Source organism: Nocardia sp. NPDC050435 (assembly GCF_040655395.1).
GTDB lineage: Bacteria > Actinomycetota > Actinomycetes > Mycobacteriales > Mycobacteriaceae > Nocardia.
The window spans coordinates 282,792-297,552 of sequence record NZ_JBFAJW010000005.1 but is presented as its reverse complement, the minus strand read 5'-3'; the positions used below and the strand labels follow the sequence as shown (position 1 = coordinate 297,552).

15 protein-coding genes are annotated in these 14,761 nt (G+C 68.9%); 11 read left to right on the top strand and 4 right to left on the bottom strand.

Annotated elements, in window-relative coordinates:
- The first annotated feature begins 59 nt into the window (after nt 1–59).
- Nucleotides 60–458: a nuclear transport factor 2 family protein gene (locus AB0I43_RS17345; RefSeq protein WP_357432444.1), complete on the top strand. Its 399-nt coding sequence runs from the start codon at nt 60–62 to the stop codon at nt 456–458.
- A gap of 61 nt (nt 459–519) precedes the next feature.
- On the opposite strand, the gene AB0I43_RS17340 is transcribed toward AB0I43_RS17345, so the two are convergent.
- Nucleotides 520–915 (bottom strand): pyridoxamine 5'-phosphate oxidase family protein, encoded by a 396-nt coding sequence (locus AB0I43_RS17340; protein WP_356978337.1) that lies wholly within the window; start codon nt 913–915, stop codon nt 520–522.
- 248 nt (nt 916–1,163) lie between these two features.
- Here AB0I43_RS17340 and AB0I43_RS17335 point away from each other — a divergent pair, with 248 nt between their 5' ends.
- From AB0I43_RS17335 to AB0I43_RS17300, 8 genes are all read left to right on the top strand, one after another.
- Nucleotides 1,164–1,565 carry a helix-turn-helix transcriptional regulator gene (locus tag AB0I43_RS17335; protein WP_356978339.1) on the top strand — a complete coding sequence of 134 codons (402 nt, stop codon included), beginning with the start codon at nt 1,164–1,166 and terminating at the stop codon, nt 1,563–1,565.
- Nucleotides 1,565–2,350, top strand: a complete 786-nt coding sequence (gene modA, locus AB0I43_RS17330; RefSeq protein WP_356978340.1) for a molybdate ABC transporter substrate-binding protein — start codon at nt 1,565–1,567, stop codon at nt 2,348–2,350. The genes AB0I43_RS17335 and modA overlap by 1 nt, the downstream gene beginning before the upstream one ends.
- A 132-nt stretch (nt 2,351–2,482) precedes the next feature.
- Nucleotides 2,483–3,292, top strand: coding sequence for a molybdate ABC transporter permease subunit (modB, locus tag AB0I43_RS17325; RefSeq protein WP_356978342.1), 810 nt, complete (start codon nt 2,483–2,485; stop codon nt 3,290–3,292).
- A complete protein-coding gene (locus AB0I43_RS17320; RefSeq protein WP_356978343.1) occupies nt 3,289–4,338 on the top strand; it encodes an ABC transporter ATP-binding protein in 1,050 nt (349 codons plus the stop codon). The genes modB and AB0I43_RS17320 overlap by 4 nt, the downstream gene beginning before the upstream one ends.
- A gap of 118 nt (nt 4,339–4,456) precedes the next feature.
- A complete protein-coding gene (locus AB0I43_RS17315) occupies nt 4,457–5,599 on the top strand; it encodes a hypothetical protein (protein ID WP_356978345.1) in 1,143 nt (380 codons plus the stop codon).
- Nucleotides 5,600–5,702: 103 nt separating this feature from the next.
- Nucleotides 5,703–6,185 carry a hypothetical protein gene (locus tag AB0I43_RS17310; RefSeq protein ID WP_356978347.1) on the top strand — a complete coding sequence of 161 codons (483 nt, stop codon included), beginning with the start codon at nt 5,703–5,705 and terminating at the stop codon, nt 6,183–6,185.
- A gap of 6 nt (nt 6,186–6,191) precedes the next feature.
- Nucleotides 6,192–6,923, top strand: a complete 732-nt coding sequence (locus AB0I43_RS17305; RefSeq protein WP_356978348.1) for an ATP-binding cassette domain-containing protein — start codon at nt 6,192–6,194, stop codon at nt 6,921–6,923.
- Nucleotides 6,920–7,711 (top strand): ABC transporter permease, encoded by a 792-nt coding sequence (locus tag AB0I43_RS17300; protein ID WP_356978349.1) that lies wholly within the window; start codon nt 6,920–6,922, stop codon nt 7,709–7,711. Before AB0I43_RS17305 ends, AB0I43_RS17300 begins: the two co-directional genes overlap by 4 nt.
- Here the strand turns inward: AB0I43_RS17300 and AB0I43_RS17295 are convergent, their stop codons facing one another.
- The 3 genes from AB0I43_RS17295 to AB0I43_RS17285 form a co-directional block, all read right to left on the bottom strand.
- The gene (locus AB0I43_RS17295) at nt 7,712–9,259 is read right to left on the bottom strand and encodes a UDP-N-acetylglucosamine 1-carboxyvinyltransferase (protein ID WP_357432443.1); all 1,548 of its coding nucleotides are present in this window, start codon (nt 9,257–9,259) and stop codon (nt 7,712–7,714) included. It abuts the gene before it with no gap.
- A gap of 113 nt (nt 9,260–9,372) precedes the next feature.
- Entirely contained in the window at nt 9,373–10,791 is a 1,419-nt protein-coding gene (locus AB0I43_RS17290) for an NlpC/P60 family protein (protein ID WP_356978351.1), read from the bottom strand.
- Between the two features lie 180 nt (nt 10,792–10,971).
- Nucleotides 10,972–11,430 (bottom strand): DUF6676 family protein, encoded by a 459-nt coding sequence (locus tag AB0I43_RS17285; RefSeq protein ID WP_356978353.1) that lies wholly within the window; start codon nt 11,428–11,430, stop codon nt 10,972–10,974.
- 22 nt (nt 11,431–11,452) lie between these two features.
- Between AB0I43_RS17285 and AB0I43_RS17280 the strand changes: the two genes are divergently transcribed.
- Both AB0I43_RS17280 and AB0I43_RS17275 read left to right on the top strand, forming a co-directional pair.
- Complete coding sequence (locus tag AB0I43_RS17280) at nt 11,453–11,599, top strand: hypothetical protein (protein WP_356978355.1); 147 nt, start codon at nt 11,453–11,455, stop codon at nt 11,597–11,599.
- A gap of 244 nt (nt 11,600–11,843) precedes the next feature.
- A complete protein-coding gene (locus AB0I43_RS17275) occupies nt 11,844–14,660 on the top strand; it encodes an aconitate hydratase (protein ID WP_356978357.1) in 2,817 nt (938 codons plus the stop codon).
- Nucleotides 14,661–14,761: the final 101 nt, after the last annotated feature.

Sequence of the window (14,761 nt, the reverse complement as noted above, 5' to 3'; positions counted from 1 at the left end):
CTTGACCGGGGCCGCCGATGTCCGGGAACATACAGTCAGCCTGTTTGTATCTTAGAAGGATGACCGCCATGTCCGAAGCCGTCCGAGATCTCTTCGAGCGCTATCACGCCTGCTGGGCCGATCGCGACCCCGACCGCATCGCCGCATTGCACGCCCCCGATTCGATCTTCCACCTGCACTCCGGCGGCAAGCCCGCGCGCGGGCGCGCCGAGATCCGCGCCGCGGCGGCCGCCAACTTCGCACTCGTCCCGGACCTGACCTTCGAACTGGTCAACCTGCGCGTCGGCGATGACTTCTGGACCGTGCAGTGGACGCTGACCGGCACCTCGGTCGTCGGCAATCCGGTGGACGTGGACATCATGGATCTGGTGCTGGTCGCCGATGGCGAGGTGCTGGAGAAGCACACCTACGTCGACGGCGTGGCGATGCAGGCGGCTCTGACTCCCCCGGCCGTCTGAGCGAAACCCGCAGGGCCGCAACGACCACGGCCCGGAGCCACCTGGCGGCTCCGGGCCGTTCTCACGACCCGGTGCGGCCGAGCAGGTGCGGCGGCGCGAGATTGAAGCGGCGACAGTCGGCACACTTGCGGGTGGCCGATTCGGGCTCGCCGGTGTGGTGCAGGACGGCCTGGGCCGGAATCACCTCGAGGGTGAAGTCACGCAGGACGGCGTGGCCATCGATGATCAGGACGTGATCGTCGGCGCCCGCGGGCGGCCACAGCAGGGTGACCGCGGGGGTGGCCGTGATGTTCCGGCAGGTGACCGGCCCCGGCCCGGAAATCAGGAAGCGGCCGTTGTCCAGGGCCGGATGCTGCGGGGTGGTGTGCGGACCCAGGTCGCCGACGGTGACCAGGAAAGCGAGTTCGAACCGGGCGATGATCTCGATCAACTCCGGCGGTAGATCCTGCGCGCTCATTTCCTCAGGGTAGGTGAGATGCGGAGCCTTCGAACTGTATTCTCCGCGAATGAGGTCCTGTTTTCCATGTTTTTCCGTATCCGCGCTTGGGTGGATCGCGGATCGTGGCGCGCCTGGCCGACGGCCGAGTCCTCCCCACGCTGCCCGGCAACCCGCTGGCACCGGTCGCGGCGCCCGCGTAGAAATGATCCGGTTTTTCGGTGACCTGAGTACTTGTCAACCGCATCGGCGGCAATATCATCTGACATGTGACGAATTTGCGGATCAGTGAAGCAGCGGCGCTGCTCGGCGTCAGCGACGACACTGTGCGGCGCTGGATCGACCAGGGGCGGCTCGACGAGGTCAAACTCGACAACGGCCGCAAGGGTGTGCGCGGCGCGGACTTGGCGGCGCTGCTGCGCACGCACCACTCCGAGGTGCACGACCCCGGCGTCACGGTGGCCGCTTCGGCGCGCAACCGCATGCGCGGCATCGTGACCCGCATCGTCAAGGACACCGTCATGGCCCAGGTGGAGATGCAGGCCGGTCCGTTCCGGCTGGTCTCGCTGGTGAGCCGGGAATCGGTGGACGAACTCGGCCTCGAGGTCGGCAGTATCGCCGTCGCCTCGATCAAGTCGACCAATGTCGTGGTCGAAGTACCAGAAAGTTGATGAGGATGAAGACATTCCGCACACTCGGCGCTACGGCGGCGGCCCTGGCTCTCACGGCAGGCCTGGTCGCGTGCGGGTCCGACGAGACGAACAACGCCGGCGGCGAGATCGGCGGCACGGTCACGGTGTTCGCGGCGGCCTCGCTGACCGAGACGTTCACCAAGCTCGGCAAGGATTTCGAGGCCGCGCACCCCGGCGTGACGGTGAAATACAGCTTCGGGGCGAGTTCGGCGCTGGCCGAGCAGATCAAGCAGGGCGCGCCCGCCGACGTCTTCGCCTCCGCCGCGCCGGCGAACATGCAGCAGGTCGTGGACGCCGGCGCGGTACAGGGTCAGCCGGCGACCTTCGTGAACAACCGGCTCGAGATCGCGGTGCCCAAGGGCAATCCGGGCAAGATCACCGGACTCGCCGATTTCGGCAAGACCGAACCGCGGATCGCGCTGTGCGCCGAGCAGGTGCCGTGCGGCGCCGCCGCCAAGAAGGTGTTCGAGGCGGCCGGGATCACCCCGCAGCCCGACACTCGCGAGCAGGACGTGAAGGCGGTGCTGACCAAGGTGACCCTCGACGAGGTCGACGCCGCGCTGGTCTACCGCACCGATGTGCAGGCCGCGGGCGCCAAGGTAGAGGGGATCGAGTTCCCCGAGTCGGCCAAAGCGGTCAACGCCTATCCGATCGCGCCGCTGGCCAAGGCGCCGAACGCGAAGACCGCCGCGGCGTTCGTGGAGTTCATCAAGTCGGAGCAGGCCAAGAAGGTGTTCGCCGACGCCGGATTCGACGCGGCATGAGTGCCGCCTGCGGCGTCGTGCGCGAGTCCGCACCGTCGGCGGTGCGAAAGCGCGCACGGGGCATAGGCACGACGCTTAGGCGTCGCGGCGCGGCCACGGTGCGCGGATGACGACGCGGCGCACGGTGCGCGGGTGAAGACGCGGCGGCGGGCGGCATCGGGACGACGACCACTCGTCCTGGTGCTGCCCGCCCTGTGCGCGCTGGCGTTCCTCGTCGTGCCGCTGATCGGGTTGCTGGTGCGCGCGCCCTGGCCGACGCTCACCGACCGCCTGTTCAGCGCCGAAGTCGGTACGGCGCTGCGCCTTTCGCTGGTGTGCGCGACGCTCGCGACGGTCATCTGCCTGGTGCTCGGCATCCCGCTGGCCTGGCTGCTGGCCCGCGCGGACCTGCCCGGGCGCGGCCTGATGCGCGCCCTGGTCACCGTGCCGCTGGTGCTGCCGCCGGTGGTCGGCGGCGTCGCGCTGCTGCTGGTGTTCGGGCGACGCGGGCTGATCGGGCAATACCTCTACGACTGGTTCGGCGTCGCACTGCCGTTCACCACGCCGGGCGTGGTCATCGCGGAAGCCTTTGTCGCCATGCCGTTTCTGGTGATCTCGGTCGAGGGCGCGCTGCGCGCCGCCGACACCCGCTACGAGGAAGCGGCCGCCACGCTGGGCGCGAGCCCCTGGTACATCTTCCGCCGGGTCACGCTGCCCTCGGTGCTGCCCGGCGTGATCGCCGGATCGGTGCTCTGCTGGGCGCGCGCCCTCGGCGAATTCGGCGCGACCATCACCTTCGCCGGAAACTTCCCCGGCACCACGACCACCATGCCGCTCGCGGTCTACCTGGCGCTGGAAACCGATCCCGACGCGGCGATCGTGCTCAGCCTGGTGCTGCTGCTGGTCTCGGTCGGGGTGCTGGTCTCGCTGCGAGAACGCTGGATTCGAGGAACCACGGTATGACGCTGCGCGCCGAATTACGGGTCGAGCGCGATCGTTTCGCGCTCGACCTCGAGCTCACCGCCGAGCCCGGGGAGGTGGTGGCGCTACTCGGCCCCAACGGCGCGGGCAAGAGCACCGCGCTGCGCGCGCTGGCCGGGCTGCTGCCGCTCACCGGCGGCCGCATCGCGGTCGGCGAGCAGGTGTGGGACGCGCCCCCGGCGACCTTCGTCGCGGCCGAGCGCCGCCGCGTCGGCGTGGTGTTCCAGGATTATCTGCTGTTCCAGCATCTTTCGGCGCTGGAGAACGTCGCGTTCGGGTTGCGCGCCCGCGGCGTCGGGCGCGGCGAGGCGCGCGCCCGGGCCGCGACCTGGCTGGAGCGCGTCGGCCTCGCCGAGTTCGCCCAGGCCACGCCCCGCGCCCTGTCCGGCGGTCAAGCCCAGCGCGTGGCCCTGGCCCGCGCTCTGGCCACCGACCCGCAGCTCCTGCTGCTCGACGAACCCCTGGCCGCCCTAGACGCCAGCACCCGCCTGCAGGTCCGCGCCGATCTGGCCCACCATCTGCGCGACTACCCCGGCCACATCGTCCTGGTCACCCACGACCCCCTCGACGCCATGGTGCTGGCCGACCGGCTCGTCATCCTGGAGCAGGGCCGCATCGTCCAGCAGGGCCCGCCCACCGAGGTCGCCCGGCGCCCCCGCTCCGACTACGTCGCGAACCTCGTCGGCCTGAACCTCTTTCGCGGCACCGCCACCGGTGCGACCGTCGCCCTCGACACCGGCGGCCACCTCACCACCGGCGCCACCGCCACCGGCCCCGTCTTCGTCGCCTTTCCCCCCTCCGCGGTCAGCCTGCACCCCACCCAGCCCTCCGGCAGCCCCCGCAACTCCTGGCCGGTCACCGTCAACGGCCTCGAACAGCACGCCAACATCACCCGCGTCCGCCTCGACGGCGCACCGCCCGTCCTCGCCGACGTCACCCCCGCCGCCGTAGCCGACCTGAAACTCCAACTCGGCACCCGGCTCTGGGCCGCCGTCAAAGCCACCGAGGTCCACGCCTACCCCGCGTGACCCATGGCGGCCGGGCCGCTCGGACAGAAGCTCTCGCCCGGCTCGCCGATACCCCGTGCGGTAACGTCACCGTCGTCGACAGGCGTTGGCCGCCTGTGGAATTCAGCTGGGGGAGCATATGTTCGGTCGATCGACCGCCGTGATCGCGGCGCTGACGATGCTGCACGCGGGAACCGCCTGGGCCGAACCCGCGCCGAGCGTGCTCCCCGCACCGGGCGGCGCGTTGCCGGTCGGCACCTCCACGATGCATCTGGTCCAGCACGGCCGGCCGGATCCGTTCGTCGCGGGCAGTGAGCGCGAGCTGATGGTGTCGGTGTTCTATCCGGCGGCCGATGTCACGAACGCTCCTCGCGCACACGCGTTGTCGGCGGTGGCGCTGCCGGCGCTGGAACGGCAGGTGGGCGTGCCGCTGCCGGTGCTGCTGTCGAACTCCTACCAGGACGCCCCGGTGGCGGCCGGGTCGTTCCCGGTCGTGCTGTATTCGCCGGGGCAGAGCACGCCGCGATTGCTGGGCACCGGCACCGCGGAGGAGCTCGCCAGCGGGGGTTATGTCGTCGTCGCCATCGATCACACCGGCGACTCCCCGGCCGTCGAGTTCCCCGGCGGCCGGATCGCGGGCGCCGCACCGGAATTCACCGCCCTGCCGGGTGGTCGACGCCGGGACCTGCAAGTCGACGACCTGACCTACGTGCTCGACGCGCTGACCGCCTGGCAAGCCGGCGGCGATCCGGATGTCCAGAGCCGGCCGCTCCCAGCCGGTTTGGGAACAGCCCTCGACCTCACGCGGCTCGGAGCCTTCGGCCATTCCCTGGGCGGCATCACCGCCGTCGAAGCGGCGGCCCTGGACCCGCGCATCGACGCGGTCATCGATATGGACGGCGCCATCCCGGACAGCGACGACTGGGGCCGGTCCGGCACCGAGGGCGTGCGCCAACCTTTGCTGATCCTGCGCAGCGCGCAGACGGTCGACAGCGGAGCCGGGCGCGAGGCGTTCGAGGCGATGCTGCGGCACGCCCGGGGCTGGAAGTCCCAGTTGATGCTGCGGGATTCCGCGCACATGGAATTCACCGACCTGAACCAGCTGATCCCCAGCCCGATGTCTCTGAACGGCGCTCCGCTGATCGGCCCGATCGCGCCCGCGCGGGCCGACGACGCGGTGCGCACCGTGGTGACGAGCTTCTTCGACAAGTTCCTGCGCGGCGACGCCGGCACCGCGCTGGAACATCCGGAAACGATCCCGGATATCTCCGTCCTGCGCTGACCTCGCAAACTTAGGTTTGACTAACCTTATTCTGAAAATGTAGCGTTCGGAGCGCTATCGGAGGTCGACGGCAGAGGCCGTCCCGATTCCGCGGAGGAATGCCATGAAGAAGATCGCAGGGGTGCTCGCTGCCCTCGGACTGGCCGGTCTGCTCACCGTCGGCGCGGCGGCTCCCGCCCTGGCCGACCGTTCGGTGCGCGACGCCGTCGTCGCCGATCTGTATGTGCGCGACGCGGATCCGTCGCTGGACGCGATCGCCGGACAGTTCGGCGCGCTGTGGAACCCGAACCTGCCGATGAAGGCCAAGGAAGAGGTCAGCTACCGCGGGTCCTCGGTCGGCCCGGCCCTGCAGGGCATTCTGTCCCAGGGCGGCGTCTACGACTTCCTGTCCATCCAGGGCCGCGCGACGTCCAAGACGATCACCGGCAACCGGATGACCGCCACCCTCTCCGGCGTGATGGCCGGCTTCCCCGCCTCGAGCGCCACCTACTCCTACATTCGCGAGGACGGCCTGTGGAAGGTCGACTGGAAGGCCACCTGCGACGCCATGGGCGGCTGCACCGGTGACCCGAACTTCGGGTACTGACCGGCGATGATCCGAGTTTCCGGCCTGTCCAAGCGATTCGGCGACAAGGTCGCGGTCGGCGAGGCCGGTTTCGAGGCGCCCGCCGGGTCGATCACCTATCTGCTCGGCCCCAACGGCGCCGGCAAGTCCACCACGATGCGCATGATCGCCGGGCTCACCACACCGGACGAAGGCACCGTGGAAATCAACGGCCGGCCGCTGCGCCGCCTCGCGCACCCGATGCGCGAGGTGCGCTTCAACCTCGACACCTTCGCCCGCCATCCCCGGCACACGGCGACGCAGCACCTGAAATGGCAGGCCCGCCTGGGCGGCATCCCCGCCGCCGAGATCGGGCCGGTGCTCGCGCGCGTCGGCTTGGCCGAGGTGGCCGGCCGCCAGGTCGGCCGGTTCTCGCTCGGCATGCTGCAGCGGCTCGGCATCGCGACCGCCCTGCTGGGCGACCCGCGCACCCTGGTCCTGGACGAGCCGGACAACGGCCTCGACGTCGACGGCATCCTGTGGCTGCGTGAACTGCTCACCGGGTTGGCCGCGCAGGGCCGCACCCTGCTGGTGGCCTCGCACAATCTCACCGAGGTGGAGATCACCGCCGACCGGATCGTCATCATGGGCCGCGGCCGGATCCTCTCCGACGCCGACCGGGACGCGACCCTGGCGCTCGGCTCGGGTCCGCGGCGGCTCGAGTCGGCGTATCTGGCGGTCACCCGCGGCAGCGTCGAATACCAGGAGGCGGAACTGTGAGCGCGGCAAAGGAACTGGGCCGCGCGGTCGCCAGCGAGTTCGCGAAGCTGTCCTGGCGCAGCCCCGTCTGGCTGGCCGTGGTGCCGATCGCGGTGCTGCTGCCGGTCGCCGTGAACGCGAGCCTGGCCATCGCCACCCAGATGAACAAGGTCAACGGTGGCGGCGGCATGGACACCAACAACGCCGGCTACTGGGTGATGATCTTCTCCACGATCATCCTGATGTCCGCGGGCGTCACCTCGCTCAGCAACGAGTTCAAGTACGCGACAGTGCATTTGGTCTACAGCGCGCAGCCCCGGCGCTGGCTGCTGCCGGCCGCGAAGCAGATCGTCTACGGCCTGATCGCGGCCGCGACCACCCTGTTCACCGTCCTCATCCTGCTCGGGCTCTTCCCGCGCGTGTTCCCCGAGGTGTGGGGCCGGGTCGACCTCACTTCCGCCGCCGGTCTCCGCCTGCTCTGGGCGCTGCCGACATTCGCCTTCTTCGTCACCGCCCTCGGCCTCGGCCTCGCCGCCCTCGTCCCCCGCCCCGGCGTCGTCCTCGGCACGGTCCTGCTCTGGAAGTTCGGCATCGAAACCTTCTCCGCCATGCTCCCGGTGAAGATCGCCAACCAGGTCCAACGCTGGATGCCCTTCAAGAACGGCGAACTCGGCGCCGGCCAATACCCCACCAGCAAACCCGCCTTCGGCACCCCCAACGGAGCCCTGCTCTACTTCGCCCTCCTCGCCACCGCCCTCCTCCTCCTCGGCGCCTACCGCCTCACCCGCCGCGACCCCACCACCGACTGATCAGTGGTCCCGGAACGTCTCGATCTGCGCGCCCAGACGTTCGAGACGTTCGGCGAGTTGCTCGTATCCCCGGTTGATCACGTAGATGTTGCGCAGCACCGACGTGCCTTTCGCGGCGAGCATCGCGAGCAGGATGACCACCGCGGGCCGGAGTGCCGGCGGGCAGATGACCTCCGCGGCGGACCAGTGGGTGGGGCCCTCGACGTACACGCGGTGCGGGTCGAGCAGCGTGATGGACGCTCCCAGTTTGGTGAGTTCGGTGAGATAGATCGCGCGGTTCTCGTACACCCAGTCGTGAACGAGGGTCTTGCCCTCGGCCATGGCCGCGATGAGGGCGAAGAAGGGCAGGTTGTCGATGTTGAGGCCGGGAAAGGGCATGGGGTGCACCTTGTCTCGCGGCGCACGCAGGCGTGAGGGCCGGACCGTGATGTCGACCAGGCGGGTGTGACCGTTCTCGGCGGCGTATTCGCCGGACAGGTCGAATTCCTGCCGCATGTGTTCCAGCAGCGCGAGTTCTACTTCCATGAATTCGATCGGCACGCGCCGGATTTCGAGCGTCGATCCGGTCGCGACGCCGGCCGCGATCAGGCTCATGGCTTCGATCGGATCCTCGGACGGCGCGTAGTCGACGTCGACATCGATGTGCGGCCGGCCGTGGACGGTCAGCGTGGTGGTGCCGATTCCCTCGACCCCGACGCCGAGCTCGGCCAGGAAGAAGCAGAGATCCTGAACCATGTAGTTGGAGCTCGCGTTTCGGATGACAGTCGTCCCGTCGCGTCGCGCGGCGGCCAGCAGCGCGTTCTCGGTCACGGTGTCTCCGCGCTCGACGAGCACGATCGGTCTGGCCGGCGTCCGGCGCTGGGCAGCCTGAACGTGGTAGCTGCCGTCGGTGGCGTCGATATCGATTCCGAAGGGCCGCAACGCCGCCAGGTGCGGTTCGACGGTGCGCGTGCCCAGAGCGCAGCCACCCGCGTAGGGCAGGTCGAATCCGTCGTAGTCGTGGCTGAGCGGGCCGAGGAACATGATGATGCTGCGGGTGCGCCGGGCGGCTTCGACGTCCATCGACTCCAGATCGAGCGTGGGCGGCGGGATGATCTCGAGATCACCATTGTCGCCGAGCCATTCGACACCGACCCCGATGCTGCGCAGCACCTCAACCAGCCGGTTGACCTCCTCGATGCGCGCGACCCGGCGCAGCACGGTGCGTCCCGCGTTCAGCAGTGCCGCGCAGAGCAGGGAGACGCTGGCATTCTTACTGGTGTTGACCGTGATCGATCCCGACAGGGGCCGGCCGCCGACGATCCGCAAATGCGTTGGGCCGGTGGCCTGCCCGACGGAGACGAGTTCGGTGTCCAGCGCCCGGCCGACCCGCGCGAGCATTTCCAGACTGACGTTCTGATGGCCGCGTTCGATCCGGTTGACCGCGCTCTGCGAGGTACCCAGCGCCGAAGCCAATTGCGTTTGAGTCCAGCCTCGCGACTTCCGGGACTCGCGAACGAGTCGTCCGATCTGCTCGAGCTGATCAACTTGCCGGTTTTCCGTGCCCACGAGCGAGAAAATATCACCTCTGAGATTTCTCGTAAATATCGAAACCGCCACGGCGCGCTGCAATCTCACATGCGATATTTCATCGCGGAGCTTCGCTCGGCTCGAGCCGCACCTCAGTCGATGAGGCGGACGGCGTAGGGCATGATGCCGCCCTCGCGGACCGAGGTCACCTTGACGACATCACCGGATTCGGGGGCCTCGACCATTTGACCGTCACCGAGGTAGAGGGCGACGTGCGCGGATCCGTTGGCGCCCCAGAAGAGCATGTCGCCGCGCTGGCGCTGGTCGACGGGGACGCGGGTGCCCATCGTGTACTGGTAGCCGCTGTAGTGCGGCAGGGAGAGGCCGACGCCGGCGAAGGCGTAGATCATCAGGCCCGAGCAGTCGAAGCCGATCTTCTCGAAATCGCCGTGCGCGTCGGCGACGCCGCCGTCCCGGATGCCGAGGGTGGGGCCGTTCTCGTCGCCGCCGCCCCAGGCGTAGATGACGCCGAGCTGGGACAGGGCGCGGTCGACCACGATCTCGATGGCGGCGGCCCCGGTGACCGAGGGCGAACTGGGCCGGGTCTTGCTGCGACGGGGCGTGCCGTCGTCGTCGAGCGAGGTGTGCGGGCGACGGCCGTCGGCGAGGGCGGCGGCGCGGTCCTGGGCGTCCTGGTCGGTGCCGGCGCGGTCGCGCGCGGCCGCGGCGGCCTGGCGCATCGCGGCTTCCTCGGCTTTGCGGCGGTCGTCCCACGCGATGAACGCTTCGCGCTGGCCTTGCAGCCCCGCGACATTGGCGCGCGCGGCCTCCAGGCGGGATTGGGCGGCGGCGTGGTCGCGCTGCAACTGCTCGCGCCGTGCGGTCTGCTGCTCCAGTTCGGCTTTGGCGGCGGCGACGGCCGCTTCGGCCTCGGCCTTCTTCTGTTCGGCGGCGGCCGCGGCGGCGTCGGCCTCCGCTTTCGCCTGGCGGGCACTGGAATTCTTGTTGCCGAGATCGATCTGGGCGCGGCGCAGCTCGGTGAGCAGCTGCTGCTTGTTCTTGGTGACCAGGCCGATGATCTGGGATCTGTCGATGGCGTCACCGGGGCTGCGGGCGCTGAGGTGCGAAAGCATCGAGTTCATGCCCGGCCGAGTGTAGGCCTGGGTGGCGAAACTGTCGAAGTTCGTCCGGGCCGCGTCGACTTCGCTTGCGGCGGCCGACAGTTCGTCCTGGGTCTGACGGACGCGGGCGGCGGCCGCGTCGGCGGCTTCGCGGGCGATCTGCAGGTCGACGAGCGCCTTGTTGACGGCTTCCCGTCTGGCCGCCACCGCCGCGTCCAGTTCCCGCAACTGCGCTTCGACCCCGGCGACCTCGTTGATCAGGGCGCCGACCTCACCGACGCGGGCGTCCACCTGCGCGCCCGCCTCGGCGATCTGACCGTCGCTCGGGTTGGGCGGCGCGGGCGGCGCGGCACCGGCGGGGCCGGCCGTGGCGACCACGATCGCACACATCAGCAACCCGAGGGCGACCGAAACCGGGCGTCGGCGGGCGGGGTCGCCGTTCCTGCGCATCGCACCTCCATGGATCCGAAATCCAGCCTGGCGGTCTTGAGCTCACAGGAACCGTACGACACTTCAGTCACTAAAGAAACTCTAGTAACAGAATCACAGCGATGTAATTAGCGCAGGTCAGCGCGCTAGCAAACCCCGAAATCGGTTATCTCGCAGTAAACGGACCGACCGTTCGGATAATCAGGAACCGGAAGAACCGGACACCGGCAATTCGGGCCCGGAATCGGCCCGGCGCCGCCGCGACTTCACCAGATAGAGGCCACCCACGGCCAACACGGTGCCCGCCAGCAACACGCCGGTGATGGCGGTCCAGGACAGCCCGTCCCCGGTCGCCAGCCGGTGGGTGAAGATCTGCGCCGCCTCGGTGGTGTGCCCGCCGCCCTTGTACTTCGCGGCATCCTCGGCCCACTCCAGCCGGACCCGGCTGATCGAATCGCTGTAGGTGCCCACCCAGTCGTCGCTGAAGACCACGACGGTGCCCTGCTCGGCCTTGCCGACCTCGGTGGCCAGGTCACGTAGGCTCGAGTCGTGTCCGGGATTGCCGGGAACGACGACGATGCTGAGCTCGATGCCCTGCGATCGGGCCTCGGCGGCGATGCTCGCGAGCTGCGGCATGGGTTTGGTCGTCAGATTGGCCACGTGATCGTCCGCAAGATCAGGAATGATTGTGTTCCTGATGGTCTTCTCGGTGACAGGCGGCGGCAGCTCCGCGGCCATGGGCGTGAAAACCGAGGTGTGCGAGACGGTCATCTTCCATCCGGTCTGTCGAGCCGCATCGGCAGGCGAGGCGACGGGCATCCATCACTAAGGGGTGCACTCACCCCGAATAGCTCGAAAGCACAGTACGCGAGGGAGTGTCGCATTCGCGGCTCGACGCCCGCTATCCGGCCGCCCCCTTGCTCAGCTCGCCGCCCCCGGCGTTTCACAGGACAAGCGTACTGTTAGGATCAGGCAAGCGAGGAACAGCACCTGACGGGGCTGCAATCCTCCGGAAACGTAGGCCGACGGCACAGCCCCGCCGACGGCCACCCTCACAGACGAGTGGAGCTGACGTGACGAAGAGTATCGATACTTTCGGCGCCAAGGGCACCCTCGAGGTCGGAAGCAACTCCTACGAGATCTTCCGTCTCTCGGCCGTGCCGGGCACCGAAAAACTCCCCTACGCCCTGAAGGTCCTCGCCGAGAACCTGCTACGCACCGAGGACGGCGCGAACATCACCGCCGACCACGTCCGCGCGATCGCCAACTGGGATCCCTCCGCCGAGCCGGACACCGAGATCCAGTTCACCCCCGCCCGCGTGATCATGCAGGACTTCACCGGCGTGCCCTGCATCGTCGACCTCGCCACCATGCGCGAGGCCGTCACCACCCTGGGCGGCGACCCGAGCAAGGTCAACCCGCTCTCCCCCGCCGACATGGTCATCGACCACTCGGTCATCCTCGACGTCTTCGGCCGCGCCGACGCCCTCGAGCGCAACGTCGACCTGGAGTACCAGCGCAACGGCGAGCGCTACCAGTTCCTGCGCTGGGGCCAGGGCGCCTTCGACGACTTCAAGGTCGTCCCGCCGGGCGTCGGCATCGTGCACCAGGTCAACATCGAATACCTCGCCCCGACCGTGATGGTCCGCAACGGCCAGGCCTACCCCGACACCTGCGTCGGCACCGACTCGCACACCACCATGGTCAACGGCCTGGGCGTGCTGGGCTGGGGCGTCGGCGGCATCGAGGCCGAGGCCGCCATGCTGGGCCAGCCGGTCTCCATGCTGATCCCGCGCGTCGTCGGCTTCAAGCTGACCGGTGAGATCAAGCCGGGCGTCACCGCCACCGATGTGGTGCTCACCGTCACCGACATGCTGCGCAAGCACGGCGTGGTCGGCAAGTTCGTCGAGTTCTACGGCAAGGGCGTCGCCGAGGTGCCGCTGGCCAACCGCGCCACCCTGGGCAACATGAGCCCCGAATTCGGTTCCACCGCGGCGATCTTCCCGATCGACGAGGAGACCATCAACTACCTGCGCCTGACCGGCCGGTCCGACGAGCAACTCGCGCTGGTCGAGGCCTACGCCAAGGAGCAGGGCCTGTGGCACGACGCGGACAAGGAGCCCGCGTACTCGGAGTACCTGGAGCTGGATCTGAGCACCGTGGTGCCGTCCATCGCCGGCCCGAAGCGCCCGCAGGACCGGATCCTGCTGTCGGACAGCAAGACCGCGTTCCGCAAGGACATCCACAACTACACCAACGACGCGGAGTCCGGCCCGGCCTCGGTCACCCCGCACACCAACCTGGACGAGGCGATCGAGGAGTCCTTCCCGGCCTCCGACCCGGCCGTGCTGTCCTTCGCCGAGGACGACGCCGTGCTGCCCTCGGCCGCCAACGGCAATGTCGGCCGTCCGTCCAAGCCGGTCAAGGTCTCCGACCCGGAGCGCGGTGACTTCGTCCTGGATCACGGCGCCGTCGTGGTCGCGGGCATCACCTCCTGCACCAACACCTCCAACCCGTCGGTCATGCTGGGCGCGGCCCTGCTGGCCCGCAACGCGGTGGAGAAGGGCCTGGCCTCCAAGCCGTGGGTGAAGACCAACATGGCCCCGGGCTCGCAGGTCGTCGCCGACTACTACGAGAAGGCCGGCCTGTGGCCGTACCTGGAGAAGCTGGGCTTCTTCGTCGGCGGCTTCGGCTGCACCACCTGCATCGGCAACACCGGTCCGCTGCCGGAGGAGATCTCCAAGGCGATCAACGACAACGACCTCTCGGTCACCGCGGTGCTCTCCGGCAACCGCAACTTCGAGGGCCGCATCTCCCCCGACGTGAAGATGAACTACCTGGCCTCCCCGCCGCTGGTCATCGCCTACGCGCTCGCGGGCACCATGGACTTCGACTTCGAGACCGACGCCCTGGGCCAGGACACCGACGGCAACGACGTCTTCCTGAAGGACATCTGGCCGTCGCCGCAGGAGATCGACGACACCATCAAGTCCGCGATCAGCCGGGACATGTTCACCAAGTCCTACGCCACCGTCTTCGAGGGTGACGAGCGCTGGCAGGGCCTGAGCACCCCGGAGGGCGACACCTTCGCGTGGGACGAGAACTCGACCTACGTCCGCAAGGCGCCGTACTTCGACGGCATGGAGATGGAGCCGGCCCCGGTCGAGGACATCAAGGGCGCGCGCGTGCTGGCGCTGCTGGGCGACTCGGTCACCACCGACCACATCTCCCCCGCCGGTCCGATCAAGCCGGGCACCCCGGCCGCGCAGTACCTGGACTCGCACGGCGTGGAGCGCAAGGACTACAACTCCCTGGGCTCGCGTCGCGGTAACCACGAGGTGATGATCCGCGGCACCTTCGCCAACATCCGGCTGCGCAACCAGCTGCTGGACGACGTCTCGGGCGGCTACACCCGCGACTTCACCCAGGACGGCGGCCCGCAGGCCTTCATCTACGACGCCTCGCAGAACTACCAGGCCGCGGGCATCCCGCTGGTCGTGCTGGGCGGCAAGGAGTACGGCTCGGGTTCCTCGCGGGACTGGGCGGCCAAGGGCACCAGCCTGCTGGGCGTCAAGGCCGTCATCGTCGAGTCCTTCGAGCGCATCCACCGCTCGAACCTGATCGGCATGGGCGTTGTCCCGCTGCAGTTCCCGGCCGGTGAGTCGGCCGCGTCGCTGAAGCTGGACGGCACCGAGACCTTCGACATCGAGGGCATCACCAAGCTGAACGAGGGTTCGACTCCGAAGACCATGAAGGTGACCGCTACCAAGGAGAACGGTGAGAAGATCACCTTCGACGCGGTGGTCCGGATCGACACCCCCGGTGAGGCCGACTACTACCGCAACGGCGGCATCCTGCAGTACGTGCTGCGCAACATGATCCGGGGCTAGTCCCGGATCCGCTCCGCTGAAAGACAGGTCCGCGCACCGCATTTCCGTGCGGTGCGCGGACCTCTCCAGTTCCACGCTCTCGGTACTGCCCGTTCCGCTCG